The organism is uncultured Roseivirga sp., assembly GCF_963973945.1.
Taxonomy (GTDB): domain Bacteria; phylum Bacteroidota; class Bacteroidia; order Cytophagales; family Cyclobacteriaceae; genus Roseivirga.
Genome location: NZ_CAXBBV010000005.1, coordinates 113,680 through 139,688, shown reverse-complemented (window position 1 = coordinate 139,688; position 26,009 = coordinate 113,680). Strand labels below are relative to the sequence as shown.

General features: G+C 44.3%; 21 protein-coding genes. 20 read left to right on the top strand and 1 reads right to left on the bottom strand.

Annotation, left to right across the window (positions count from 1 at the left end; all coding sequences use genetic code 11):
* The 14 genes from AAC026_RS10430 (at nucleotide 1) to AAC026_RS10365 (ending at nucleotide 19,391) form a co-directional block, all read left to right on the top strand.
* Entirely contained in the window at nucleotides 1–2,058 is a 2,058-nt protein-coding gene (locus tag AAC026_RS10430) for a Piwi domain-containing protein (protein ID WP_149393308.1), read from the top strand.
* Nucleotides 2,059–2,244: 186 nt separating this feature from the next.
* Nucleotides 2,245–2,928: a response regulator transcription factor gene (locus AAC026_RS10425; RefSeq protein WP_149393309.1), complete on the top strand. Its 684-nt coding sequence runs from the start codon at nucleotides 2,245–2,247 to the stop codon at nucleotides 2,926–2,928.
* A complete protein-coding gene (locus tag AAC026_RS10420) occupies nucleotides 2,925–4,208 on the top strand; it encodes a HAMP domain-containing sensor histidine kinase (RefSeq protein ID WP_339697624.1) in 1,284 nt (427 codons plus the stop codon). Before AAC026_RS10425 ends, AAC026_RS10420 begins: the two co-directional genes overlap by 4 nt.
* A gap of 86 nt (nucleotides 4,209–4,294) precedes the next feature.
* Nucleotides 4,295–5,023: a superoxide dismutase gene (locus AAC026_RS10415; RefSeq protein WP_226334942.1), complete on the top strand. Its 729-nt coding sequence runs from the start codon at nucleotides 4,295–4,297 to the stop codon at nucleotides 5,021–5,023.
* A 79-nt stretch (nucleotides 5,024–5,102) separates the two neighbouring features.
* On the top strand, nucleotides 5,103–6,452 hold the full coding sequence (gene chrA, locus AAC026_RS10410; protein WP_272987528.1) for a chromate efflux transporter: 1,350 nt from the start codon (nucleotides 5,103–5,105) through the stop codon (nucleotides 6,450–6,452).
* 110 nt (nucleotides 6,453–6,562) lie between these two features.
* Complete coding sequence (locus tag AAC026_RS10405) at nucleotides 6,563–7,936, top strand: TolC family protein (protein WP_137402989.1); 1,374 nt, start codon at nucleotides 6,563–6,565, stop codon at nucleotides 7,934–7,936.
* A gap of 2 nt (nucleotides 7,937–7,938) precedes the next feature.
* The gene (locus tag AAC026_RS10400; protein WP_149393313.1) at nucleotides 7,939–11,073 is read left to right on the top strand and encodes an efflux RND transporter permease subunit; all 3,135 of its coding nucleotides are present in this window, start codon (nucleotides 7,939–7,941) and stop codon (nucleotides 11,071–11,073) included.
* Nucleotides 11,074–11,117: 44 nt separating this feature from the next.
* Nucleotides 11,118–12,191: an efflux RND transporter periplasmic adaptor subunit gene (locus AAC026_RS10395; protein ID WP_149393314.1), complete on the top strand. Its 1,074-nt coding sequence runs from the start codon at nucleotides 11,118–11,120 to the stop codon at nucleotides 12,189–12,191.
* A gap of 11 nt (nucleotides 12,192–12,202) precedes the next feature.
* A complete protein-coding gene (locus AAC026_RS10390; RefSeq protein ID WP_339697621.1) occupies nucleotides 12,203–14,359 on the top strand; it encodes a DUF5916 domain-containing protein in 2,157 nt (718 codons plus the stop codon).
* 11 nt (nucleotides 14,360–14,370) lie between these two features.
* Nucleotides 14,371–15,378, top strand: a complete 1,008-nt coding sequence (locus tag AAC026_RS10385; protein ID WP_272987520.1) for an extracellular solute-binding protein — start codon at nucleotides 14,371–14,373, stop codon at nucleotides 15,376–15,378.
* On the top strand, nucleotides 15,363–16,919 hold the full coding sequence (locus tag AAC026_RS10380) for an ABC transporter permease subunit (protein ID WP_339697620.1): 1,557 nt from the start codon (nucleotides 15,363–15,365) through the stop codon (nucleotides 16,917–16,919). Before AAC026_RS10385 ends, AAC026_RS10380 begins: the two co-directional genes overlap by 16 nt.
* On the top strand, nucleotides 16,912–17,628 hold the full coding sequence (locus AAC026_RS10375) for an ABC transporter ATP-binding protein (protein WP_272987516.1): 717 nt from the start codon (nucleotides 16,912–16,914) through the stop codon (nucleotides 17,626–17,628). Before AAC026_RS10380 ends, AAC026_RS10375 begins: the two co-directional genes overlap by 8 nt.
* Nucleotides 17,629–17,639: 11 nt before the next feature.
* Nucleotides 17,640–18,380 carry a hypothetical protein gene (locus tag AAC026_RS10370; RefSeq protein WP_272987514.1) on the top strand — a complete coding sequence of 247 codons (741 nt, stop codon included), beginning with the start codon at nucleotides 17,640–17,642 and terminating at the stop codon, nucleotides 18,378–18,380.
* A gap of 36 nt (nucleotides 18,381–18,416) precedes the next feature.
* Nucleotides 18,417–19,391 carry a DUF1259 domain-containing protein gene (locus tag AAC026_RS10365; RefSeq protein ID WP_339697619.1) on the top strand — a complete coding sequence of 325 codons (975 nt, stop codon included), beginning with the start codon at nucleotides 18,417–18,419 and terminating at the stop codon, nucleotides 19,389–19,391.
* Between the two features lie 159 nt (nucleotides 19,392–19,550).
* On the opposite strand, the gene AAC026_RS10360 is transcribed toward AAC026_RS10365, so the two are convergent.
* The gene (locus AAC026_RS10360) at nucleotides 19,551–19,736 is read right to left on the bottom strand and encodes a hypothetical protein (RefSeq protein ID WP_339697618.1); all 186 of its coding nucleotides are present in this window, start codon (nucleotides 19,734–19,736) and stop codon (nucleotides 19,551–19,553) included.
* An 800-nt stretch (nucleotides 19,737–20,536) separates the two neighbouring features.
* Between AAC026_RS10360 and AAC026_RS10355 the strand changes: the two genes are divergently transcribed.
* From AAC026_RS10355 to AAC026_RS10330, 6 genes are all read left to right on the top strand, one after another.
* Complete coding sequence (locus AAC026_RS10355) at nucleotides 20,537–20,914, top strand: metalloregulator ArsR/SmtB family transcription factor (RefSeq protein WP_002978241.1); 378 nt, start codon at nucleotides 20,537–20,539, stop codon at nucleotides 20,912–20,914.
* Nucleotides 20,911–21,516, top strand: coding sequence for a mercuric transport protein MerTP (gene merTP / locus AAC026_RS10350; RefSeq protein WP_034736775.1), 606 nt, complete (start codon nucleotides 20,911–20,913; stop codon nucleotides 21,514–21,516). The genes AAC026_RS10355 and merTP overlap by 4 nt, the downstream gene beginning before the upstream one ends.
* 47 nt (nucleotides 21,517–21,563) lie before the next feature.
* Nucleotides 21,564–21,923 (top strand): heavy-metal-associated domain-containing protein, encoded by a 360-nt coding sequence (locus AAC026_RS10345; protein ID WP_339697613.1) that lies wholly within the window; start codon nucleotides 21,564–21,566, stop codon nucleotides 21,921–21,923.
* Nucleotides 21,920–23,572, top strand: a complete 1,653-nt coding sequence (gene merA, locus AAC026_RS10340; RefSeq protein WP_103913857.1) for a mercury(II) reductase — start codon at nucleotides 21,920–21,922, stop codon at nucleotides 23,570–23,572. The genes AAC026_RS10345 and merA overlap by 4 nt, the downstream gene beginning before the upstream one ends.
* A gap of 708 nt (nucleotides 23,573–24,280) precedes the next feature.
* On the top strand, nucleotides 24,281–24,715 hold the full coding sequence (locus AAC026_RS10335; RefSeq protein ID WP_339608039.1) for a hypothetical protein: 435 nt from the start codon (nucleotides 24,281–24,283) through the stop codon (nucleotides 24,713–24,715).
* A 178-nt stretch (nucleotides 24,716–24,893) separates the two neighbouring features.
* Nucleotides 24,894–25,535 carry a DUF6266 family protein gene (locus tag AAC026_RS10330; protein ID WP_339697608.1) on the top strand — a complete coding sequence of 214 codons (642 nt, stop codon included), beginning with the start codon at nucleotides 24,894–24,896 and terminating at the stop codon, nucleotides 25,533–25,535.
* Nucleotides 25,536–26,009: the final 474 nt, after the last annotated feature.

Here is a 26,009-nt window from a genome sequence, read left to right as displayed (position 1 = left end):
ATGGATCAGGACTTATTCTTCAATGTACTCACATTCGACTGGCCAAAGGAGCCCGTAACACTCTATTTTTCAAACGAAAGTAATGACAGGTGCCAGGATCTCTATTTCAGCCTTTTCCCTAATGAAGCCGAGTCATTGTTCCCCGGATTAGTCCGCAATAGCACAAATACGCTCCATACCACCTTTGGTTATCCAGCAGAAGGATTTCAACCTTTATCCATTGATCTCAAAAATGAGAATCAGGATTTTGTTAAGAGATACTACAACCATCAGATCAATTACTATTTCCGAAAGATTGCCAAGAAAATTGTTAGGACGGGATTTGTGAATGAAAACCAGGTATGGTTAAAAACAAGTGTAGGAGGAACAGACTTGTATGATGTATATGAGAAATTCTCTTTAAAGGTTCAAATTTCATTGATTAGTGACTATCCGGAGTTGGTGTTATCCTATGATGGTCAATCCAAAATCTCAAAACAGAGTGTAGCTGAATTGATTCAGACAATCAGCCCAAAATGCTTCAACAGAGTCCTACACGGTAAGAGTTTATACAAATGGGAAAAGTGTCAGGAAAATGAATTTATTGATCCGGAGAACTGCTATCCGGTTATTAACAAAGACCTTGAAGCAGCATTGGGCATTCCGTTCGGGCTCCCTCTCAGAGACAACCGGTATCCGGTATATCTAAGCTATATCAAGGGATTCTATTGCAAATATCTGAACCAGCCCAAATTCAAAAAGCTCATTCCATTACATAAATCAGGTTTTCTTTCCGTTGTTCCTTCAAGAATTGACTCCACGTCAGAAGAGAGCAACCAGTTGCTTTTCGGCAACAATCAGCCAGATACCACACCAAAATATGCGCTCAAAAGATTAAAACCATTTAAGAAAAGTCCCTATCCCAATATTCATTTATTCTTTATAGTCCACGCTGATGATGCGGAGCACACCTTCACAATTAAAGAGCACTTTGAGAAGGGATTCGATTCATTCAATGGCATGCAGAGCTATGTAGGGTTGTATTTTCACACTGCAGAAGGATTTAGTGTTGTCTTTAAAGACAAGGAAGATCCAATCTCTGAGATTGAAAAGGCTCTGAACACAAGAAATTTTGACCCGGAAATCAAGTACATCGCAATCTATGTCACTCCTTATGGCAAATTCGAAAAAGAAAAGCCTAAACGAGAAATATACTATCAGTTAAAGGAAGTACTTCTAAAAAGAAGAATCACTTCTCAAGCCATTGATCCTCAAAAAATGGTTGAACAGGGTATCAATTGGAGATACAGCCTACCCAACATTGCTGTAGCTATGTTGGCTAAATTAGATGGTATTCCCTGGCGTCTAAATACACCGGTAAAGAATGAATTAGTCGTTGGCGTTGGAGCATTCAAGCAAGTAGATATAGGTGTTCAATATATTGGAAGTGCCTTTAGTTTTACCAATAATGGGCGTTTCAATCGCTTTGAGTATTTTTTAAAAGATGAAATCGACATCCTCGCAGGATCAATTGGAGCTGCGGTTAAGCAATATGCCACTGTCAATGCTGCCCCGGATAAATTGGTTATTCACTTCTACAAAACCATGAATGAAGATGAAATGCAACCCATCCTGCAACAATTGGAGGATCTGGGACTATCAATTCCGGTTTTCATTATCACCATCAACAAAACGGAATCGGAAGACATTGTTGCTTTTGATAGAAAGTGGAAAGGTTTGATGCCAAATAGTGGCACCTTCATTGGAATAGGCAAGGATAGATACCTGCTATTCAACAATACCAGATACAATGGAAGTCCGGTGGGTAAGTCAGATGGCTTTCCCTTCCCCATTAAGCTAAAAATCCAATGCTCCATTCCCGAACTTACCAAAGACATGAAAACAGTCAATGAGTTGATAGATCAGGTGTATCAGTTCAGTAGAATGTATTGGAAGTCTATAAGGCAACAAAATCTTCCGGTCACTATAAAATATCCTGAAATGGTAGCTCAAATAGCTCCTCACTTTAAGGGAGATGATATTCCACCTTATGGAAAAGACAACCTTTGGTTTTTATGAATGCAATACATAAAAGACCGGGATTTTGAATGAGGTATTGGCTTTCATGGTATTGTCGATCCTAGAGGAAATATCGTGGATGATTACTGTAAGCATTATGCGACCCTCCAATGCCGCATTTCCATAATTTGTCAAGGATATAGTTAAGCCAACGTTTCTACAGAATTAACCCCGTATTTTGTATTTATGAAATTACTCATCGTAGAAGACGAGCCGCAATTGCTGAAAAGCCTTGAGGAATTTGCTGATGATGAAGGTTTTCTTTACGATACCGCAAGCAATTTCCGGGAAGGTATGGAACGCATCGGTCTCTATAATTATGACTGCATCGTCCTGGACATTAATCTTCCTGATGGCAGCGGATTTGACCTTTTGGAAAGACTTTATAAAGAAGGCAAAACTGACGGGGTGATCATTCTTTCAGCACGCAATTCGCTGGATGACAAATTAAAGGGCCTGGGACTTGGGGCTGATGACTACCTCACCAAGCCGTTTTACTTTTCCGAACTCAATGCCCGGATAAAAGCCATCATCCGCAGAAAACAATTTAAAACCAACAAACTTGTCCGCTTTGCTAACCTGGTTATTGAACCTGACCAGTACCTGGTCGGGGTAAACGACCTTGAAAATCTTATTTCATTTACAAAAAAAGAGTATGCTATTCTTACACACCTGATAAATAACCATAAGCGGGTGATCTCCAAAGTATCGCTGGCGGAATATATTTGGGGCGATTATGTGGATGAGGCCCAAAGTTTTGATTTTCTGTTTTCTCAGATCAGGAACCTCAAAAGAAAGCTGAAAGATGCCGGGGCGCAGGTAGAAATCAACAACATCTATGGGGTAGGTTATCAAATCCAGGCATTATGAAGCTGCTTACCTACACCTCCCGCATTCAATCGCTTTATTTCCTGATCCTGTTTGGGATTTTTTCCATATTGTTTTACCTGGTGCTAAGCTGGAACGTACTTCAAAATGTAGATGAAGTGTTGTACAACCGCAAAGCCAACCTGCTGGCTTACCTTGAACAAAACCCTGAAGCACCGTATAAAGAGGACAACCCGCTGGACGATTTCACCTTTTATCTTGTTGAAGAAGCTGCTTTTCAGGAAAGATACGAAAGTTATACCGATACCCTCATTTATGAGCCTGTTGATGACGAGTTCGATGAATACCGCATGCTAAACACTTTTGTGAAGCTACATGGCAAACATTACCGGCTGGAAATCATAAAACCTCACCTGGAAGCGGCTGAAATGATCGGAACCATTGCTATCACGCTGGGATCTTTGTTCCTGGGCCTGTTGCTTTCTTTTTATGTATCCCAGCGCGTTATCTCCCGGAAAATATGGGGCCCGTTTTTCGAAATACTCGAAAAACTCCGGCTCTTTCGATTTGATAAACAAGAATTTCCTGCACTGCCACCTACACATATTGATGAGTTCCGGATGCTGAATGAAGCTGTGAATGAGCTGACCCGAAAAAACAAGGAAGTATTTGAAAGCCAGAAGCAATTTATCGAAAATGCTTCCCATGAAATGCAAACACCCCTGTCTGTTATCCAGTCAAGGTTGGAAGGGCTTATCGGACAGGCAGAACTCACACAAGAGCAGGCGGAAATTGTGGAAGGCATTATCGGCTCCACACAGCGCTTAAAAAAATTGAACAAAACCCTGCTGCTCTTATCTAAAATTGAAAACCGGCAGTTTCTCCTTTCAGAACAGGTTGATATAAACACAATAATCAGCCGATCAATGGAATATTATGAAGAACAGAAAGCTGCCCTGAATATATCGGTGAAAACGGAACCACAAGATAACTTGATTGTGCAAGGTAATACGATGCTTGCCGAGATACTGGTACAGAACCTGCTTAAAAATGCATTTCTGCATAACAGGGAAAATGGCACGGTGAACATTCAAACAAAAGAGAGAAAGCTCGTGATTGCCAACACAGGGGATGAAAAGCAAGGAAAAGGGAGAGTATTAGAGAAAGACAAATTATTCAGCCGTTTCTACAAGCAATCCGGTAATCCCGATACCTGGGGACTAGGGTTGGCCATTGCCCGGAAGATTGCCGAAACAAGCGGCTGGGAGCTTCATTACCGTGAAGAAAAAGGGTTGCACATTTTTGAGGTGGATTTCGGGTAACCAGACGATCTTCCCAAATTTCTACAGATTTGATGATTTACTTTACCTTTATAAATACGTGTATTATCTAAAATAAAATGACTTCAATGATGAACAGAAAGGATTTTCTCAGGAATTCGGCAATATTGGGTGGAGCGAGCATCCTTCCCATCAACAACGTTTTTTCACAGAATGTAACAGAAAATGGCATGGATAAACTGGTGGACAGCAATGGTAATTTCATCCAAAAATCGCTTCCATATAACAAGACATTCTTAGAACCACACATGGATGAAGAAACCCTGCACCTGCATTATGAATTTCATCATGGAGGAGCAGTAAAAGGGGCGAATAAAGACTTGGAAAACATCAAAAAACACCTTCAATCAGGCGAGATGGATCAAGTAGATATGTGGACTCGTAAGCTGGCCTATCATTTTTCAAGTCATGTCCTGCATTCCATATTCTGGTCTAACCTGACCAATAAAAAAACACAGCCCAAAGCGGAATTACTGAAACAGATAGAGAAAGACTTTGGCTCTTTTGATAACCTGAAAGCATACATCTCCAAAATTTCCAAATCTGTAGAAGGGAGTGGCTGGGGAATATTGGGCTATCAGCCCTACTCACAATCCCTCACTTTACTGCAATGCGAAAACCACCAGAAGCTCACGCAGTGGGGTGTGGTTCCCCTGTTGGTCATTGATGTATGGGAACATGCTTATTACCTGAAATACAAAAACAAGAGGGCAGAATTTGTCGACACTGTATTGGAAATTATCAATTGGGACAATGTGGCAGAACGGTTTGTAACAGCTAAAAAATTACACGGATAACTTTTGTTGGAATATAGAACTAAGACCACATGACCTCTCCTCTGTTACCACCAGTATATTCAGCATATATAGATAATATATGATCGATAAACAGGTCTCCTATAAAGAAGCCCTAAAAGTGTGGGTTAAAGTTGCCATCTACAGTTTTGGAGGCCCGGCCGGTCAAATTGCCGTGATGCACAAAATATTGGTAGAAGAAAAAAAATGGATCAGCGAGAACCGTTTCTTACATGCATTGAATTATTGCATGTTGTTGCCGGGCCCTGAAGCACAACAACTGGCCACTTACATCGGTTGGCTATTGCACAAGACCAAAGGAGGATTGGTTGCCGGAGTACTGTTTATCCTGCCGGGATTCATCTCCATTCTGATCCTGAGTATTCTTTATGCAGCCTACAGGGACGTAGGAATCGTTGAAGCCATATTTTTTGGTATAAAGCCAGCAGTGCTGGCCATCGTTATTGGTGCGGTCATCAAAATAGGTAAAAGGGCGCTAAAAAATGAAGTGATGATAATAATGGCTGCACTGGCATTTGTGGCCATATTTTTCTTCGAGGTGGATTTTCCTTACATCATTATTGTGGCAGGGCTGACCGGTTTTATTGGTGGCAGAATTTGGGAAGAAAAATTTCATGTAATAAAAGGACATGAGGCCAAATCGGATCAGGATAATAATTATTTCATTGACAGTTATATTCAGCCCGTTAAGCCTTCAATAAAGAAAACAGTCAAAACAGTTTTGCTGTTCATAACCTTATGGGCACTGCCGTTAGTACTGATCGCCCTGTGGATAGGAACAGAAAATATTTTCTTTTCGGAAGGCCTGTTTTTCAGCAAAACGGCTGTGGTCACCTTTGGTGGTGCCTATGCAGTGTTGGCTTATATAGCCCAGAAAGCTGTGGAGGATTACGGCTGGCTCAAAAGTGGGGAAATGCTTGACGGATTGGGCATGGCAGAATCCACCCCCGGGCCGCTCATTCAGGTTGTGCAATTTGTCGGGTTTATGGGAGCTTATCGTTTATCTGGTACGATGGATCCACTTCTGGCCGGAATCTTAGCTTCCTTACTGGTAACCTGGACTACTTTTGTGCCTTGCTTCCTGTTTATATTTACCGGAGCTCCCTATATTGAGTATTTAAGAGGCAATAAAAACGTCACTACTGCCTTGTCCGGAATTACGGCTGCTGTTGTAGGAGTCGTGCTCAACCTTGGCGTGTGGTTCGCTATCCATACACTTTTTGGAGAAGTAAACGAAAGCCATTCCCTGGGGATTAGGTGGATGATACCTGAGTGGGCTACAATTAACATTCCTTCATTGGTGATTGGACTTATTGCTGCATTTGTTTATTTCATCCTGAAATGGGACATGCTGAAAACAATCCTGGTCAGTATAATATGCGGCATCCTGTATTATTTCACCTTTTCATAATATAAGTCCCTCCCCACTTCCTTCTCCCCATTTCCCCGCTTCCAACTCCATTCCCATATTTCTACAGAATCGCATTATAGGTTTGTGATAATTAATGACAAAATTGAAAAATGGTTCGAATATTCAAGATCCCCCTGCTAGTAGCCATCATTACCTTTGCCTGGACGAATGTACATTCCCAGACCCAGGTTCCTATAAAACAGCTACTGGAAACAGCCACAAAAAACTACCCCGCAATTCTTGCCGCAGAGGCACAAAAGGAGGCATCCGGAGAAAGGGTCAAATCCACCAGGCGTACAATTATACCCGATATTAATGCTTCTGCCCAGGCCAACTATTCGACTTATAACAACCTCACCGGGATGTTCTATCCTGAATACATTTTACCGGTGAGCGGTCCCCCATCTACTGAGAATCTCAACAATATGGTCTGGGGTTCGGCTGCCGGTTTGCTCATGAAATGGGAGCCTTACACCTTCGGACGCAGAGGCAATGAGATAAAAGCAGCCGAAAGCACCTATGAGGCCGGGGTGGCCATGAAAAGCCTTACGCTATTGGAACATAACGTGCAATTATCTAGCACCTACCTGGATTACCTCCTCGCCCTTCAAATCCTGGATGTACTGGAAAGCGATCGGAAAAGAGCCGAAGCAAATTACGAACAAGCCGTAAGCCTGGCTACTTCCGGATTGGTTTCGGGGGTGGATACGGCACGTTTTCATACCGAACTATCCAAGACGAAAATTAAGATCCTGCAACAACAAAATATCCTTCATGAATATAAAGCAACACTGTCGGAATTGGTTGCGGCTGATTTACCTGAAAACCTGGTGGATTCGACCTTTTTTAGAATATTGCCACAGTTATTAGGAGATACAGAAATGATCCATCCGAGAGAACAGTTGGCTATAGCCGAGTGGAAAACATCACAATTCCAATATAAAGCGGAGAAACTAAGCTGGCTGCCCACCCTAAGTGTATTGGGTACTGCTTATGGTCGTGGTTCCGGTGTGCAGCTCAGCAACAACGGCACCACCTTTGTCGATAACCCGTCTGACGGATTTAATATCAACCGGTTCAATTATGGCATTGGTGTACAACTTGCCATACCGCTGACCCAGATCAGCCGCTATCAAACCCAGTGGAAAGCAAAGGAACTGGAAGCTGAAGCCGATAAACAGAAACTGGAAGAAGTTCGCCTGGCCCTCAACAAGCAAAAGTCCGTTGCTGATAACACATTAATCACTGCACTGGCCATTGCCGGGGAAACACCTGTACAATTCCAGGATGCCCGTTATGCGTATGAAGCCATACAATCCCAGTACCAGGCAGGGCTGATAACCTTTACGGAGCTGATTGAAGCCCGGAATGAGCTGGTAACAGCAGAAATCGAACTTCGAAGATCCTATTGGGAAGCCTGGAAAGCACTACTGTATGTAGCCGCTATAAATGGTAATCTGGAAATCTTTTTAAACCAATTATAGAGATGATCAAACTAATAATATCTGCTTTAAGGAAACCTTTAACAGTTATGGTAGCCCTTTTGGCTATCGTGTTTTTTGCTGTGTTGGCTATCCGGAACATGTCGGTCGATATATTCCCGAAGCTGGGTACGCCAACTATATATGTGGCTCAAACGTATGGAGGTTTGGCTCCCAACCAAATAGAGGGTTTTATGACCTCCTACTACGAATATCATTTCCTGTACATTAATGGTATAAAAGAAGTAGAAAGCAAAACGATCCAGGGCGTTTCCTTAATGAAGCTCACCTTTCATGAAGGAACCGATATGTCTCAGGCTCTGGCGGAAGTAGTGGCCCAGGTCAACCGGTCCAGGGCATTTATGCCTCCGGGTACCGTACCCCCTTTTATTACCCGGTTTGACGGAGGAGGCGCACCGGTAGGCCAATTGGTTTTTAGCAGTGAAACCCGGTCCTTGGGTGAAATACAAGATCTGGCGCTTTTTAAAGTACGCCCCAAATTTGCTTCTATCCCGGGCGTGTCAGCTCCTCCTCCCTTTGGCGGAAACCAGCGTACGGTGCTCATCAAGGCAGACCCTTCCAAGCTGCGTAGTTACAACATCAGCCCGGATGAACTGGTTATGGCCATTGCCAAAGGCAACACCATATCTCCCTCCGGCAACATCCGGACAGCGGACAAACTCTTGATCGCAAATCAGAATACGGTGGTAAGTGATATTCAGGAGCTGGCCAATATCCCCTTAAAGAAAGGTTCCGGACCCGCTGTATACGTAAGGGATGTAGCCGAGGTGCAAAACGGATCCGATGTGGCTTCAGGCTATGCCCTGATCAATGGAAGCCGCTCCATATATATTCCGGTAACCAAACGGGCGAGCGCTTCCACTTGGGATGTCGTCAAGCGCATAAAGGCAAGCCTGCCGGAAATGCAGGCGGCTGTGCCGGATGACATCAAAGTAAGTTATGAATTTGATCAGTCGGGTTACGTGATCAACTCCCTGAAAACCCTGTCCTTTGAAGGGGTATTGGGAGCAGTGCTTACCGGCTTAATGGTATTGCTGTTCCTGGGTGACAGGCGCAGTGCACTCATTGTGGTTCTCACCATACCGCTTGCCATATTATCGGCAGTAGTGTGCCTCTATCTGACCGGACAGACAATCAATATCATGACGTTAGGCGGACTGGCACTGGCGATAGGTATTCTCGTAGATGAATCGACTGTGACGATTGAAAATATCCACCGGCATCAGGAAATGGGCAAGACGAAGGCCCGGGCCATTCTGGATGCCTGCAAAGAAATTGCCTTGCCCAAACTCCTCATCCTGATCAGCATCCTTGCCGTATTTGTCCCGTCCTTTTTTATGAGCGGCACGCCCAGGGCCATGTTCTTACCGCTTACGCTGGCGGTAGGTTTTGCCATGATCGCCTCTTTTCTGCTTTCTCAAACAATGGTACCCATTCTTTCCAATTGGTTTTTGAAAGATCATGTTCCTAAAAACGAAGATGGAAAGTTTCAACGGTTTAGAAACCGGGTAACAGGATATACAAAAGGTATCACAAACATGGGCGGATGGGCCATCGGTATTTACCTGGTAGTCATTATTGCTATGCTTGCGTCCGTTTGGCAGTCTACCGGCACAGAGATATTTCCAAAAGTAAACTCCGGACAGTTGCAAGTCCGGTTAAGGATGCCCGATGGCACCCGTATCGAAAACACTGAAGAGAAAACAAAAAAATTCCTGGAGGTAGTAGACGAGGTGGTGGGTAGAGAAAATGTAGAGATCACTTCAGCATTTGTCGGCATCCAGCCTCCGAGCTACCCGGTCAATACTATTTTTCTATGGACAAGTGGTCCGCATGAGGCAGTTGTCAAGATCAAGCTGAAAGAAACAGGACAAGACTTGGACGTCCTCAAAGAAACCCTCAGGAAAAGCATAGCGGAAACCATACCTGAAATGCGCCTCTCTTTCGAACCTGCTGACCTGGTAGACCAGGTGATGAGCCAGGGGGCCAATACATCGGTGGAAATTGCCGTGCAGGGTAAAAACCTTGTTGAATCACGAAAATTTGCTGAAGAAATAAAGAACAGAATAGAAGGGTTATCTTTTATGCGGGATGTACAGTTTGGCATTCCGTTGAACTATCCTTCCATTGACCTGGAGTACGACCGTGTACGTGCCGGCCAGTTGGGCCTTACCATTGAAGACATCAGCCGGTCGGTAACGGCCTCCACTTCTTCCAGCCGTTTCACCCAGCCCAATTACTGGCTGGATGCCGGATCGGGTAATGCTTATCAAGTACAGGTAGAGTTTCCACAATATATGGTAGATCAACCCGGTGATATCGAAAAGGTGCCGCTTAAATCGGAAAATGGAAAAACCGTCTATGTGGGTGACGTGAGCAAATGGAAACCGGCTACCGTGATTGGGGAATACGACCGCCTTAACCAGCAACGGTTCATCACCATCACAGGAAACCTGCATAACAAAGACCTGGGAAGCGCCATTAAAACCCTACGTAATGAGGTGAATGCAATGGGTGAACCACCTGCCGGGATGAGTGTTAAATTCAGAGGACTCGCAGAACCTCTCACCCAAACCTTTGATGAACTGAGCACCGGCCTTTTGCTGGCAGTAGCTGTAATATTTCTGCTACTGGCAGCCAGCTTTCAGTCGTTCCGGCTTTCCTTCGCAGTGCTATCTACTGTTCCTGCCGTCATAGCCGGATCCTTCCTTCTTATCTGGATAAGTGGGAACACGCTCAATATTCAATCTTTCATGGGCAGTATCATGGCCATAGGGGTGGCGGTGGCCAATGCCATTTTATTTGTCACCATAGCCGAGCAATATCGGAAAGATCAAAGACAAAACCCACACCTGGAAGGAATAAAGGATCGGTTGAGACCCATACTCATGACCAGCATTGCCATGATAGCTGGTATGACTCCTATGGCGCTTGGACTGGGCGAGGGAGGCGAGCAAACCGCCCCACTGGGGATAGCCGTGATTGGCGGGTTGCTGTTTTCCGTGTTTGCCACCGTGTTCATCCTGCCTTCCGTTTACTGGCAACTTACGGGAAGAAAACACTATAAGAGCATATCACTCGATCCGGACGATGAGCAGAGCGCCTATTTTGGACAGTAGTAAAATTTACATGAAACCAGAAAAAACAGTAAAGTTTAAACATAATGAGAAAATACATCCTACCAATTTTATATATGGCCATTGTTTCTGGCTGTTCGAATAAAGCTGAAAACAGCAACATGGAAAGCAAAGGTGGGCCGGCAAAAAAAGCGGAAATAATAACAGTGAGTTACGAAAATGCCCCACAGGCCCTGACACTCCCGGCAGAGTTGCATGCTTTTGAAAAGGCCGGGCTGAATGCCAGGGTGCAGGGATATGTAAGCGAGGTGCTGGTGGATATTGGTGATAAAGTAAAAAAAGGAGCAGTCCTGATAAAAATAGAAGCACCGGAAGTAAAGGCAGCTTATGCTGAAGCCCGTAGCGAGGTAGAGTCTGCCAGAGCAGATTATTTGAGCAGCAAAGATGTCTTTGAGCGGTTGGTGAAAGCCTCCGGAAAGCCTGGTACGGTTTCAGAATCCGACCTGATCAAAGCAAAGAACAAAGCTATGGCTGACAGCACCCGGCTGGTGGCAGCAGATTATACCGCCAGGGCAAAGCAACAATTGCTGGATTATCTTACCATCCGGGCACCTTTCAACGGAGTGATCACCCAAAGGAATACCGATCCGGGAAATCTTGTCGGAGGAAATAATGGTGTCCCTTTGTTGGTGATCGAAAACAATCAAAAATTGCGGTTAAAGGTACCGGTGCCGGAAGCCTTGACCGGAAGTTCTGTGGCGGAGAACGCTGTGACATTTAAAGTAGAGCCATTTCCCGCGACATTGTTCAATGCAGATTTTTACCGGAGAGCCAGAAGCATCGATCCGGACACCCGCACAGAGATGTGGGAATTTATCGTGCACAATCAAAAAGGTGAGTTGAATGCAGGGCTTTTTGCAGAAATACAATTACATATTCAGCGAACTGGTGGAAGTATGTGGGTACCTCAAAGTGCTGTATTGACCACCCTCCGTAGAAAAGCTGTGGGAAAGGTGGTAGAGGGTAAGCTGAAATGGGTAGAAGTAAAAACAGGCATGAAAAACGAAAGTACGGTTGAGGTGTTTGGCGCGCTTGATGCCGGGGATCACATCCTCTTGCAGCCCAATGAAGAAATGACAGAGGGAATGCCTATCAACTAACTTCCGTTTGTATGGGCCGTTTCTTTATCACGTTTCTGGTTTGGGCCATTTGCTATGCTACTTGCAAAGCCCAAACAAGTAAACCGGATACGATTTACGCAGAGTACGTTCAGGAAGAAATTCAGCTTGATGGCAAGCCGGATGAAGCAGTATGGAAGCGAGCCGTACATATCAAAAATTTCACACAGCGGGAATTGAACATTGGTGAACCGGCTACCGAAAGAACAGAAGTTGCGATTCTATATACTGCCAAAACCCTGTACATCGGGTTTTGGGGATATGACAGGAATCCTCAAAAGATAATAGCCCGCGAGATGAAAAGAGACTTTGACTGGGGAGGAGAAGACAATTTTGAGGTGATCATTGATACCTACAATGACGACCGCAACGGATTCCTGTTTGCTATCAATCCCAATGCGGCAAGAGCGGATGCGCAGGTTCTCAATAACGGTGAATCTTTTAATAAATTCTGGAATGGCGTTTGGGATGCCAAAACCACTATTACCGATGAAGGCTGGTTTGCAGAAATAGCCATCCCTTTTTCCACTTTAAAATTCCCCAGTGATGCACAGGAGCAGATATGGGGCATCAACTTTGAGCGGAATATTCGCAGAAAGCGTGAGCAACTGCTTTGGCAGGGCTGGTCACGGGATTCCGAACTGGAACTGTTGAACAGGGCAGGTACCCTGGCTGGCCTGGATAGTATCGTCAGCAAGGATTTTATTGAGATAAAACCTTATACCATTGGCGGGGGTGAATTTACACCGGGTCAGGAAGAAGGGCAATGGAATGCCGGAGGCGATATTAACTACCTCATTACACCCACCCTCCGAATGAACCTTACCCTAAACACTGACTTTGCGCAGGTGGAAGCCGACCGGCAACAGATCAACCTGACTCGATTTCCCCTGTTCTTCCCGGAGCGCAGGGAGTTTTTCCTGGAAGGACAGGACTATTTTGATATGGGAATGGGAAATAGCACTATCCCATTTTATAGCAGGAAGATTGGGTTGGCCGAAGACCGTTCCACCGTACCCATTATTGCCGGGGCAAGGATTCTGGGTAAAGTAAAAAATTCCACCCTGGGAGCATTGTCTATGCAGACAGCAAGCCGGGACAGCATTCCGTCCACCAACTACTCAGTGGTAAGCTGGCGTCAGGATGTGATGAAACAATCCTCCATAGGCATTCTGTCTGCCAATAAATACGAAAATGGACGCTGGCACAGCACTACCGGTGGCTACGGGCTTTACAGTACATCCAAGCTATTCGGTGATAAAAATTTGAATATTGGAGCTTCTTTTACTCAAAATATTAATTCTGATAATTATGATTCTAAAGCCAATGCTCACCGCATCTATCTGAGCTATCCCAACGACAAAGTGGAATTTGATATGGCCTGGCAACGAAGCGCTCCCGCTTTCAACCCGGAGGTGGGTTTCCTGCGCAGGGACAATTTCCAGGAGTTTTATGCAGAACTCGAATGGAAGCCCCGGCCTAAAAACTTTCTGAAATGGATACGGCAGTTCAGCTTTAAGGGGCTTGATATGAACTACTTTGTCTTTGATGATACAGGGGAACTGCAATCGTTCTCTTATGAAATCCGGCCATTAGGCTTTGAAACACGCAGCGGGGAATTTTTTGAGTTTAACCTGCAAAGGAAGGCAGAAGGTTTGCGTGAACCTTTTGAGATCAAAGAAGGCATTACCATACCTGAAGGCGATTACTGGTACAACCGGATGGAAATACAAGCCGCTACATTCAGTGGTCGCACTTGGTCGGTGTATTCCAGAATAAACTGGGGAGATTTCTTTACAGGCAAAAGTACCGAAAGTACATACGAACTTTCCTGGCGAGCCAGCCGCTATCTTAAAATAGGCGCTAACTATGAGAAAAACTGGATTGACTTACCGGAAGGAAGCTTTGATACCGACCTGATCGGAAGCCGGATGGAATATGCAGTCAACCCGAATTTGTTTGGATCATTGTTTTCACAGTGGAACAGCGAAGATGAGGAGGCCATCCTCAATTTTCGTTTGCAATGGATACCGATTATCGGGGCTGATTTCTTTTTCATTGTCAACCAGGCCTATGATACATCAGGGAATGATTGGAAACTTGAAAGGACAACCATCCTGGGGAAATTGATTTGGAGATTTGTAATTTAAAAAGAAAAGCTATGAGACACCTGTTTAATTCGATCATACTATTCATGCTAATGCTTACCGCATGTAGCCCACCCAGTAATGAAGTAACCGTTTACTGTACCGTTGACCAGGTCTTTTCGGAACCGGTGTTGAAGGATTTTGAACGAGAAACCGGCATTAAAGTAAAAGCGGTGTACGATACCGAAGAAACCAAATCCACCGGAGTGATGAACCGGCTAATAGCCGAAAGGGACAATCCCCGGTGCGATGTATTTTGGAGCGGTGACCCGGTACGTAATGGAGTGTTGCAGTCAAGAGGCATAACTGAACCTTATCAATCGGAGCAAACCCGGCTCATCCCTACCCAGTTCAAAGAAAAGGATAACCATTGGATTGGTTTTTCTGCCAGGGCCAGGGTGCTGATCTACAACAAGACGCTTATCTCTCCTGATTCATTACCCCGGTCTGTTCTCGACTTCACAAAACCCCGCTTCAAAGGCCAGTTTGCCATTGCCAACCCCTTGTTCGGCACCACCACTTTCCACATGGCTGCTCTGTTTGTGAAATTGGGCGATGAAAAAGCCAAACAGTGGATGAATGATCTGAAAGCCAATGGAGTGGTGATAGCTGCCAGCAATGGGGACGTTAAAAAGCGAGTAATGAACGGGGAACTCGCCTTTGGCCTTACCGATACGGATGATGCTTTTGAAGCCAAAAAAGAAAGTGATAAGGTAGATTACATTTTTCTGGATCAACAGGAAAATGGCATAGGGACACTCATCATGCCCAATGCCCTTAGTCTTATTAAAGGTTCGCCTCAAAATGAAAACGGGAAAAAGCTGATTAACTACCTGCTGACACGGGAAACAGAAACGAAACTGGCCAAATCCTGTGCACAGATGCCGCTGATCAAAGGAACGGAAGTGCCGCAAAATGTTCCTTCATTGGATAACATTCAACCGATGAAAATCGATTACAAAGAGACTTCTGATAAACTGGAAGCAATACAATCTTGGCTAAAAGCATGGACAGAGCAATAGTCAGGCATATTATACGGATGGTTCCTTCACTGCTGCTGTTTCTGCTGCTGGGGTTGCCACTGGTATTACTGCTTCTGCAATGGCTTAGTGGTGAAGATAAGTCAGCGCTTTTGTCTTCCATTAGCAGGGAGACATTGGTTCTTGTTGGCAAAAGCCTGCTGATATCTGGTATAGTGGCTTTGCTTGCCACCTTCACAGGAACGGTCTGTGGATTTATTCTCTACAAACTGCGGTTTGCTTTCATCGGCATTTACAAGGTGGCGCTGCTACTGCCTTTACTCATTTCCCCTTATATTTTTGCGGTGGCCTGGAAAGATGGTTTTTTCTGGCTATTTGGAAATAATGCTGCCATCTATTCAGATGCAGGTGTGATCCTGGTACATACCATAGTCTTTTTCCCCTTGGCGATGCTCATTACCGGTAGCGCACTATCCCAAGTTGATGCCGGTTATGAAGAAGCCGGATTAATGCTGATGCCTTTCAGGAAAATGGTGGTGAAAATTGTCCTCCCCTTGATCCGTCCTGCCTTAACAATCTCGTTCCTGCTCATCCTGATATTCAGTCTCAGTGACTTTTCAGTTCCTGCTTTCTTTGGCGTGCGCACCTTTACCACTGAGATATTTACCCAGTTTTCTGCCCTGTATAATTTCCCCTTGGCTATCGGGCAATCTGTTTTATTGCTGTTTATATGCCTGTTGCTTATGCTGGCAGAAGCCCGCTACCTTTCAGATGCTCCATTCTTTTCCGTGTCGGTAAAGGGAGGCGTGTCCAAAAAATACAATATCCAGAAGCGGCAAGCCTTGTTTCACGCTTTGCTTTGGTTATTGTTGATAATGGTTTTGCTGATGCCTGTCTTTATGCTGGGAATCCAGTCTTTGAGCGGAAGAACCTTATTCTTCAGGGAAGCATGGATACTGATGCGTCCGGCTGCCCTGCAATCGGTAAAACTTGCCCTGTCGGGCACCTTATTGCTGACATCTGTTGGCCTCTGGACGGCCTACGCTAAAGACCGTATGGGAAACCGGCTGCCCAATGTATTGCTTTTACTGACTTTTATTGTTCCTTCTACCGTGCTGGGCATCGCCCTGATAAGGTATTATAATCTGTCTGCCATGAATTTTATATATGGCACTACCGCAATTCTGCTGCTTGCCTATCTCGGCAAGTTTGGTTTTATCGCTTCCCGGATCATCGGCAATGGTATCAGGCAAATACCGGTTTCTTTGGAGGAATCAGCCCTTGTGATGGGCATACCTTCCTGGAAAATATTTGTGAAGATCAATCTGCCTTTATTGGTACCATCATTATTTGCCGCATTTGTTCTATCCTTCATTTTAAGCCTGGGAGAGCTGGGGGTTACCATGCTGGTTTATCCTCCCGGTATGGAGCTGATGCCGGTCAAAACATTCACCATCAGCGCCAATGCACCGGAAGCCCTTACCAGCAGCATGACCCTGATCAATCTTGGCGTGACCATAGCATTAATCGCGCTGTTTTTTGTGGCTGGAAAATGGTTGTTCAAAAGATATCAATATGCCTGAGATCATCCTGCAACATATCACCCATTGCTATGGAGATAAAGAAGTGTTGAACAATTTCTCCTATTCTTTTGAGCAAGGGGGAACAACCTGTCTGCTGGGTCCTTCCGGTTGTGGTAAAACCACTGTGCTGCGATTAATTGCCGGTTTGGAGAGGCCTTCCAGCGGGGTGATAAAAATAGACGGAGTTAAAGTAAGCGAAAAGGGTGTCATCCTTATCCCACCTCATCAACGTCAGGTTGGTTTTGTCTTTCAGGATCTGGCGCTTTGGCCGCATTTTTCGGTGTACAAAAACATTGCTTTTGCCTTGAAGGAAAGCAAAGAAGCAAACATCAAAGAAAAAATATTTGAATGGCTCGAATTATTCGGGATAAGCGATAAAGCCAGGAAATACCCGCATCAGCTTTCGGGTGGACAAAAACAAATGGTGGCCATTGCCCGCTCGCTGGTACTGCAACCCAAGATACTCCTGATGGATGAGCCACTAGCCAATATTGATGCTCATTTAAAAGAGCGCATACTTGGGCATTTGAAAGACATTCAGCGACAGCAACAGTTCACTATGCTGTATGTTACACATGACCAGAAAGAAGCCATGAACACAGGTGATTACATAGTGGTCATGAATGCCGGAAAAATAGCGGCTGCCGGATCAAAGGAAGAAGTCAGCCGTTCGTCATCTGAATTTGTAAAATCATTTCTAAAAACTTGAAGAGAGGAATTATGAAAACAACAGTAAATTATTTAATGCCCATAATCGCATCCGTTTTGATAACGGTTGCATGTGGTAATTCGACATCAAGGCACTCGGAAGAACAAATCCAGGAAATCAATGAACAGGCGCAATTTCCTGATTCCGTAAAACCCACTGAAACAACCCGGTTTGATTTTGAGAATTACACTGCCGGTCACCTGCCGGACGACTGGTCGGAATACTATACCGGATCGGGCGGCACGGAATGGAAAGTGACAGAGGATAATGGAAATAAAGTGCTGGCACAATTTTACAGCGACAATCCCAACAATCATTTTAATGTAGTGGTCAATAACCGGATTACGGCAAAAGACATGGTACTTACCGTCCGGCTGAAAGGCGTTACCGGCAACCATGATCAGGGAGGCGGTTTTGTCTGGCGGTTTACGGATAAGAACAACTATTATGTAGTGCGGGCCAATCCGCTCGAAGATAATGTGGTATTATACAAGGTGGAAAACGGTAAACGCACAGACTTGCAGCTGGTGGGCAAAGGAAGAACGTATGGAGTTGATGTTCCGCCAATGGGAAACCGGTGGCATACGCTCAAATTAATTGTAAAAGACGATGTGTTCACGGTACTTCTTGAGGATAAAGAACTTTTCAAAGTGCAGGACAAAACCTTCACAAAAGCCGGTAAAGTGGGTTTCTGGACAAAAGCAGATGCCGTGACCTACTTTGATGATTTTGAAATACAGAAATTTAAATAGACTACTAATTTTTAACATTATAAAAAACATAATATTATGATATTGATCACCAAAATTCAAAGAAGCACCCTGGTTGCCATCACAGTTTGCTTATTGCTGTTTTCTTGTGCTCCAAAGCAAGAGCGTGAGAATGACAAGGAAATGCACGCTCCCTCAGCTGCTCGCAATGCTGAGAAAATAGAACTGGAGTCTCTGGATATTCAGGTCATTGAGAACGCCTTGGGAGGTTTGAAAGGCACCGAAAACAATGGCGAATACAAAGTCACCATCCCGCAAAATGATCTTAAGATCATTGTAGATGGCTTTCAGATCATCCCTCCTATGGGACTGGGAAGCTGGGCGGCCTTTGCCCCGGCAGCACAGGGGGCCATGCTGATGGGTGATGTTGTGGTTACGGAAACTGACCTCTGGCCCGTTCAGCAGGAGGTGATCCGGCAGGGCCTCACTATTACCGCTATTCACAACCATTTTGTCAGAAACCGTCCCAATGTGATGTATATGCACATCGGAGGTATGGGTGATGAAGCAGATTTGGCTGCCAGTGTAAAAGCGGTATTTGATAAGGTGCAGGAAGTGCGCGGAAACAACCCGGCTGATGGTCCCAAGACGGATGTGGAGAATACCCTGGACACTGCAATGATTGCAGATATATTAGGCTATAATGGAAGCATGAACAGGGGTGTGTACAAGGTAGTGATCGGCCGACCGGATGTCAATTTGACCGAGCATGGCGCTCCGGTGAGTACATTCATGGGCTTCAATACCTGGGCAAGCTGGCAGGGAACTCCTGAAAAAGCAGCTGTGGCAGGGGATTTCACGATGCTTGCCGATGAAGTAGCCCCTGTTATCAAAGCTTTGGTAGAAAACGGCATTGAAGTAGTTGCGGTTCACAACCACATGGTGCATGAGGAACCACGAATCTTCTTCTTGCACTATTGGGGTACAGGCCAGGTGGAAAAACTTGCGAGAGGGCTCAGAGCTGCACTTGACCATACACAAAAAAGGAAATGATCTTAATTTGATAAGAAGCAGCCGGGATTTTCCAATCCCGGCAATTAGGTACACTAAAATGGAGATTTTTAATCAACCAACAATAGAAAATAATCTTATAAGGGTAGTTTAGTTTAGTTCCAGTTGGGCCATCTCTTCCCCCATGTGCCTCCAGTAGGTTCATTCCGTTCGTTCGTACCTCACTCTCTTCATTCGCCCACTTCCAGCACCGCATAGCAAGAGTAGCCCGTTATTCCATTCCGCTACGCTACATTCCATACCGTGCCACACTTGCTTTTCCAACGCACTCCCCAACGCAGGTAAAGCGGTGTTCGTCAGTCGTTCCGTTTTGTTCCGCAAAAACATATCTGCAAGGGTAAAATGAACTCCCTTCGGTCGCCCTTGCATATACCGTTCACTTGCCAGGTGTCTTGCGCTCCAGTGGGTGCTCGCCACCTGCCGTTCACTTGTTTTGCTTCACACACTCTCTCCTTCCTCACTCGCAGCTACTTCATCCCCCCAAACCCCATCTAAGGTGTTCGCTACACTCACAATATTTTTTATTGGGGGTCTGTCGCTGCTTATTGTTTTTGCTCGCCTGCGGGTCGCTGCGGGCTGATCGGGCTGTCATGTTTTTTGCAATTTCCCCTGTGCCTACAGTCGCTTCGTTTCAGTCATTCGTTCCTCACTCCTTCAACTCAGCCACTTTCAGCACCGCACACAAGAGTAGCTCCTTCTCTTCACTCCACGAACCAACCCACCGTCATTCCGCAATCTGCCTGCAATCCTTCCTCAATGTATTTGTTGTGCGATAAAAGATAACAAATACAGCCAACACCATTGCAGTCAGTTATTGCTCCATTCCTTCCCCTAAATCGTTTCGTTCCGTTCAGTCGCTACCCTTGCCTTTGCCGACCCGAAAGCAAAAAAACACGCCAGCCCTGCCGTAAACGGTAGGCGTCTGCCGCCCTCATTCTTCGGGCTTTTGCAGCCACCACCCTTGCTCCGCTCGCAGGCGGCTCGCAGAAATGGCTTCGCCTTGGTTTACCTGCGTTTCCACTCCACCCCATACAAACTGAGTCTCTTGGTTTAATTATTAAGTATTTGCTTAAATAAGAAAACTATTTGTATCTTTGCTACGTTATTAAATCCTAAATAGGAAGTTTATGGAAAACAATCAATCGTGTATCAGAGTGTTTGCCGACAAGGTTCAAATAGACAATTGTAGAGTAATACTTCAAACCAACGACAAGGCATTCAGCCAACTGAGTGGACTTTTAGCATTGGCAGGAAACGAAGTAAGGTTGAAAATCTTATTTCTCTTAGAAGAAGAAAACGAACTCTGCCCTTGCGACCTTTCAGACATTCTCGGAATGAGCATTCCTGCCGTTTCGCAACACCTCAGAAAACTAAAAGACGGAAACGTCATTGAAGGGAGAAGAGAAGGACAAACCATTTTCTACTCTTTGAAACAAGAGCAACTGACTTTACTTCGTCCATTTTTTAAACACATCATAAACAATTCAAAAAAGGAAACAGTATGAACAAGAAAAACAACAGACTTGTCGGAGCGGGAGTGCTTTCGGCAGTAGCAGCATCACTTTGCTGCATTACACCAGTATTGGCACTTATTTCAGGAGCATCGGGAGTGGCATCTACATTTTCGTGGATGGAACCAGCAAGACCTTATCTTATAGGCATCACCGTTTTGGTGTTGGGCTTTGCTTGGTATCAGAAACTTAAACCACGAACAGCTGAAGAAATCCAATGCGATTGCGAAGAAGACGAAAAGAAACCCTTTATGCAGACCAAAACATTCTTGGGAATTGTAACCGTGTTTGCAGCCTTAATGCTCGCTTTTCCAAACTATGCACACATTTTCTATCCTTCAAACGACAACAAGGAAGTTGTAATCGTCAATGCTTCTGACATCCAAACGGTAACTTTTGATGTAAAAGGAATGACTTGCAATGGTTGTGCTTCACACGTAGAAAATGATGTGAACAAATTACCAGGCATTGTTAAGGTAGATGCGATTTATGAAGAAGCGACTGCCAAAGTAGAATTTGACCAAACCAAAGTGAGTCTTGCTCAAATTGAAGAAGCCATCAACGGTACAGGTTACAAAGTGGTTGGCAAGAAATAGTATTTTTTTGCCCCTCGTATTTAAGAACTTAATTAAATAATTATACTATGAAAAAGAATTTAATTCTATTGAGTGCTTTGTTCCTAATTGGAATTGCTCAGCTTAATGCTCAATGTTGCAAACCGAATGACAGTAAAGCACAAACAGCAAATACAAACCAGCAAGAAGGTAAAACCCTGAAATTGAAAATAACGGGAATGACTTGTGCAGGTTGCTCCAACCATATTTCAAATGCCCTCAAAGAAGTGGACGGCATTATTGAACACAAAGTGAAATATCCGGGTGATTTGGCAACTATCCATCACGACCCAAAGAAAACGAATCCTGATGCTATCATCGAAGTTATTGAGCAGACAGGTTATAAAGCCGAAATCCTCAAGGAAAATCAAAAAGAGAAATCATTATGAACAAAGAAACCATAAAACTTGACATCACAGGTATGACCTGCGACCATTGTGCCACAGGCATTGAAAAACTACTTTCCAAAAACGAAGGTGTAAAAGAAGCAAATGTGAGCTATCCAAAAGCTACTTGTGAATGTTCTTTTGACCCTACCAAAACAAGTAAAGAAGAAATCATCAATACCATTAACGGCACAAAAAACTATCGTGTAAAAAGTGAAATTTCTGAAAATGGAAATAGTAGGAATAATCAATTTGATTTAATCATTATCGGTGGCGGTTCGGCTGCATTTTCGGCAGCTATAAAAGCCGAAAGTTTAGGTTTAACGACCTTAATGGTAAACGGTGGTTTGGACTTTGGTGGTACTTGTGTCAACGTGGGTTGTGTGCCTTCTAAAAATCTTATTCGTGCAGGCGAGTCGGCTTATCACGCTACACATTCCAACTTTGAAGGCATCCGACCAAAAGGCGTTGATATTGATTTTGCTCAAATCATCAAAGACAAGAAAAAATTAGTAGCCACACTTCAAGAGAAAAAATATATGGATGTGGTAAGCGATTTTGAAAACCTGACTATGCTAAAAGGTTGGGCAAAATTCAAAGACAACAAAACCATTTTGGTTGACGGCAAGGAATACAAAGCCCTCAAATTTTTAATTGCTGCGGGAGCTACGACCAACATTCCGACTATTGAAGGATTGGACAAAATTGACTACTTGACCAACGTTTCCCTTTTCGACTTGGAAGAAAAACCCGAAAGCTTGACCATTATGGGAGCAGGTTACATAGGTTTGGAAATTGCAATGGCGTACAATCGTTTAGGCGTTAAAGTCCGAATCATTGAATTTACCGACCGTGTTCTACGGACACAAACCCCAGACATCAGTGAAGCATTGGAAACCCAAATGCGAAAAGAAGGCATTGAAATCTTACCTAATTTCAGAGCCGTGAAATTCGAGAAACAAGGGAATGAAACCATCATTCACTGTAAATGTCCTGACGGTTCATTTACGCAAATTATAGAAAAAGGCAAGGTAGTAATTGCCACAGGCACAAAAGCCAATACAAGCCAATTAGGGTTAGATAACATTGGTTTGGAACTCACCAAAAGCGGACATATCGCTGTAAATGAAAAAATGGAAACCAATCTACCTAACATTTACGCAGCAGGTGACGTAACCAACACCCCTGCATTTGTTTATACAGCCGCTTTTGAAGGTAAAATTGCCGTTGAAAATGCGTTCTCAGGAACAGATAATAAAGCCGATTATTCTTCTTTACCTTGGGTGGTGTTTACTGACCCACAAATTGCAGGGGCAGGTTTAGATGAAGCACAGGCAGAATCAAAAGGCATTCCGTTTGAAGTGTCAAAATTGGAATTGAAAGACGTACCGAGAGCCATAGCAGCCAACGACACAAGGGGTTTCATCAAACTCATTCGTAACTCGGAAACTGACAAACTTATAGGCGCAAGAGTAGTCGCACCCGAAGGTGGAGAACTCATCCAACAATTAAGTATGGCAATCAAATACAGAATAACAGTGAAAGACTTAGCAGACAGTTTCTACCCTTATTTGACTCTGGGAGAAGGCATAAAATTAGCAGCAATAACTTTCGGAAAAGACGTATCGAAATTGAGTTGCTGTGCAAGCTGAATTAAAATCCTTCAATTCTCTTTTTCTGATTCCTATTGATGTATTGACTTATAAGTCGAATATTATTGGTGCAAAGTATTGGCATTTAACAGCCATAAATAGTCAATAATCACTCAAACATAAAGCAAAGTTACAGGCGTGCGGATGCGAGAGCTGCAAGGGTTCGCTTCGCCTGTTAGGGAAAAAAATCTCCACCCTACGGGTAGTATTTTTTTCCCACAGCCCTTGCTGCAATCGCACCGTCCTGTAGAGCGAGGGCATTATGTTTAAGTTATTATTCAGAGTCCGTTTCGGCAGCCGGTGGTTGTTGGCGGGCGTTCGCACCTCAGGTCTTCCGTTTCATGCAGGCATTCAGCGTTGTGGCATCACAGATTATACGCTGCGTGTCTTTTGGTTCGAGTTGTGCCTTTCAGAGCTTCCTTTTTAGGGGGCTCTTTTTTTTACTCGTTAAGGGAAAATTTTAAAAAGAGAAAAGCAAAGATAGGCGGGTTCGCACATGCCCACCGCACTTTCGGACAGTCAAGGTCAAGCCCTACGGGTTTTGAAAAAAATCTCCACCCTTCGGGTAGTATTTTTTCCAAAAACCTTGACAGCCGAGCCTCACCCGCCTGAAAGACAGCTTTCTCTTTTCTTTTTTTCCCTTTTTTCTTTTCTCTTTGGAAAAAATCTATGCGAAGCGCAGCGAGCTAAACTTTAATGGCTCACTGTATGAAATCGTTTCGTATCAAAACACACCGACTGGAAACCAGCTACCAACAACCGCACTTCTTTATCCTGAACAAGGGATTGAACAGCGGAAAACCGCTCAACCAAGCTTGCCCGAATTGCTTTGTTTGCCTCACCGACAACCAAGAGGACAGGGAATTTCTCTTTTGGCTATGCTTTGGATTGTGGAGGTCAAAATCATTTCACTATCTCCTGAAAGGCTCCGTGATTCCATTTGTGACTATTGATGAAATCCGAAAGCTGATTCGGGAAAGCTCCACCAAAGCAAGCTGCAAAGACCAGGCATTTCAGAAGGCAATTCAAGCCCTTCAACTACTCGATACCAACGAGCAAAAAATCAAGGTCACACTAAAGATGATTGATACTGCCAGACAAGCCATATTTTATGACTTGATGAAAGAAACAGGAGCAGGATAGAATCCTGCCCTGCCAAAAAAACAGGGCAACAAAAGCAAAATAAAGTACACTACCGCAACAGCACCCAAGAGAGAACTACTGCCTAATTCTTGAAGTAATTTAGTTGGCGAAGGGCAAATCCATGGTAAGTCCGTGTCAAGTCCAAGCAAATGTTTAACTCCTTAAAAATCGTAAAGAGATGGGAAAAATTAATCAAGGTATTCTCGGTGGCGTATCAGGCCAAGTAGGGAATGTAATCGGTGGAACTTGGAAGGGCATCGATTACCTGCGCATCAAACCTTCCAGTGTAGCGAATCCAAGAACGGAAGGTCAGGTTGACCAGCGTTCGAAATTCTCAACTGTCCTAAGGTTCTTGCAGCCAATGACAGACTTCCTGAGAGTCGGTTTCAAGTTGTATGCAAACCGTATGACCCAATTCAATGCGGCTATGTCCTACAACCTGAACAATGCAGTTACTGGAGCTTATCCAAACTTCATGATTGACTATGCAAGTTCATTGGTTACTCGTGGTAACTTGACAGGTGCGGCCAACGGTGCAGCTACTTCTCCAAGTGCTGGAAACGTAGAAGCAACCTGGACAGACAACTCAGGAAGCGGAAGTGCTCAAGCAACAGACAAAGCTCTGATTGTTCTTTTGAACACTACCCGAGGAGAAGCAGTGTTCACCACTGCGGGACCAGCAAGGTCTGCTGGATCAGCGGCCATTCCAGTGCCTTCTGAGTACTCAGGAGAAGACGTTGAGGTATTCTTAGGGTTTGTATCAGAAGACGGAACTAAAGTCGCTAACAGCGTTTATTTAGGCTCTGTAACAGTTGCGTAAAGCGATTGGTATTTTCCTTGAAAACCGCTTCCTTTGTGGAGCGGTTTTTTTATGCCCGTACCCCTCGATTTTTCCTTTATTATCGCTTAGTTTGACATTCCTAAGCGTTTTTTGTTGCTAATGCGTTTCTACACTTTTAGCAACATACTGATTTACAGTAATTTAAAAGCATTTAAAATATTTTGTATCGGAAAGTAACCTCTTCTTTCTCTTCCTTTAGCTGCGAAGAAGGTTCTAAGTATAGTTCCTTCGCTACACTCAGGATAAAAAGGTCGTTATAGCAAGAACCTTCCGTTTATTGGTGAAAAACGCACAGCAAATGCGAGCTTTGGATGGAAAGAACAGCCTAGCCTCTCTTTAAGGCTACAAATGCTGTTTTCCTTCCCTGAGGCACGAAGGGTCTAAATACATTTTTACTACATTCAAGATAAAAACATGGAATGGCAAGCACCATCAATTTATTGGTGCAAACAC

What these genes read in the sequence shown, in the direction of transcription:
- AAC026_RS10375 (WP_272987516.1), top strand. Translation starts at nt 16,912, where the DNA reads ATGCCTGAGATCATCCTGCAACATATCACCCATTGCTATGGAGATAAA.
- merA (WP_103913857.1), top strand. Translation starts at nt 21,920, where the DNA reads ATGAACAAAGAAACCATAAAACTTGACATCACAGGTATGACCTGCGAC.
- AAC026_RS10420 (WP_339697624.1), top strand. Translation starts at nt 2,925, where the DNA reads ATGAAGCTGCTTACCTACACCTCCCGCATTCAATCGCTTTATTTCCTG.
- AAC026_RS10380 (WP_339697620.1), top strand. Translation starts at nt 15,363, where the DNA reads ATGGACAGAGCAATAGTCAGGCATATTATACGGATGGTTCCTTCACTG.
- AAC026_RS10415 (WP_226334942.1), top strand. Translation starts at nt 4,295, where the DNA reads ATGATGAACAGAAAGGATTTTCTCAGGAATTCGGCAATATTGGGTGGA.
- AAC026_RS10360 (WP_339697618.1), bottom strand. Translation starts at nt 19,736, where the DNA reads ATGTTTTTGCGGAACAAAACGGAACGACTGACGAACACCGCTTTACCT.
- AAC026_RS10425 (WP_149393309.1), top strand. Translation starts at nt 2,245, where the DNA reads ATGAAATTACTCATCGTAGAAGACGAGCCGCAATTGCTGAAAAGCCTT.
- AAC026_RS10395 (WP_149393314.1), top strand. Translation starts at nt 11,118, where the DNA reads ATGAGAAAATACATCCTACCAATTTTATATATGGCCATTGTTTCTGGC.
- AAC026_RS10330 (WP_339697608.1), top strand. Translation starts at nt 24,894, where the DNA reads ATGGGAAAAATTAATCAAGGTATTCTCGGTGGCGTATCAGGCCAAGTA.
- merTP (WP_034736775.1), top strand. Translation starts at nt 20,911, where the DNA reads ATGAACAAGAAAAACAACAGACTTGTCGGAGCGGGAGTGCTTTCGGCA.
- AAC026_RS10335 (WP_339608039.1), top strand. Translation starts at nt 24,281, where the DNA reads ATGAAATCGTTTCGTATCAAAACACACCGACTGGAAACCAGCTACCAA.
- AAC026_RS10405 (WP_137402989.1), top strand. Translation starts at nt 6,563, where the DNA reads ATGGTTCGAATATTCAAGATCCCCCTGCTAGTAGCCATCATTACCTTT.
- AAC026_RS10400 (WP_149393313.1), top strand. Translation starts at nt 7,939, where the DNA reads ATGATCAAACTAATAATATCTGCTTTAAGGAAACCTTTAACAGTTATG.
- AAC026_RS10430 (WP_149393308.1), top strand. Translation starts at nt 1, where the DNA reads ATGGATCAGGACTTATTCTTCAATGTACTCACATTCGACTGGCCAAAG.
- AAC026_RS10345 (WP_339697613.1), top strand. Translation starts at nt 21,564, where the DNA reads ATGAAAAAGAATTTAATTCTATTGAGTGCTTTGTTCCTAATTGGAATT.
- AAC026_RS10365 (WP_339697619.1), top strand. Translation starts at nt 18,417, where the DNA reads ATGATATTGATCACCAAAATTCAAAGAAGCACCCTGGTTGCCATCACA.
- AAC026_RS10355 (WP_002978241.1), top strand. Translation starts at nt 20,537, where the DNA reads ATGGAAAACAATCAATCGTGTATCAGAGTGTTTGCCGACAAGGTTCAA.
- AAC026_RS10385 (WP_272987520.1), top strand. Translation starts at nt 14,371, where the DNA reads ATGAGACACCTGTTTAATTCGATCATACTATTCATGCTAATGCTTACC.
- chrA (WP_272987528.1), top strand. Translation starts at nt 5,103, where the DNA reads ATGATCGATAAACAGGTCTCCTATAAAGAAGCCCTAAAAGTGTGGGTT.
- AAC026_RS10370 (WP_272987514.1), top strand. Translation starts at nt 17,640, where the DNA reads ATGAAAACAACAGTAAATTATTTAATGCCCATAATCGCATCCGTTTTG.
- AAC026_RS10390 (WP_339697621.1), top strand. Translation starts at nt 12,203, where the DNA reads ATGGGCCGTTTCTTTATCACGTTTCTGGTTTGGGCCATTTGCTATGCT.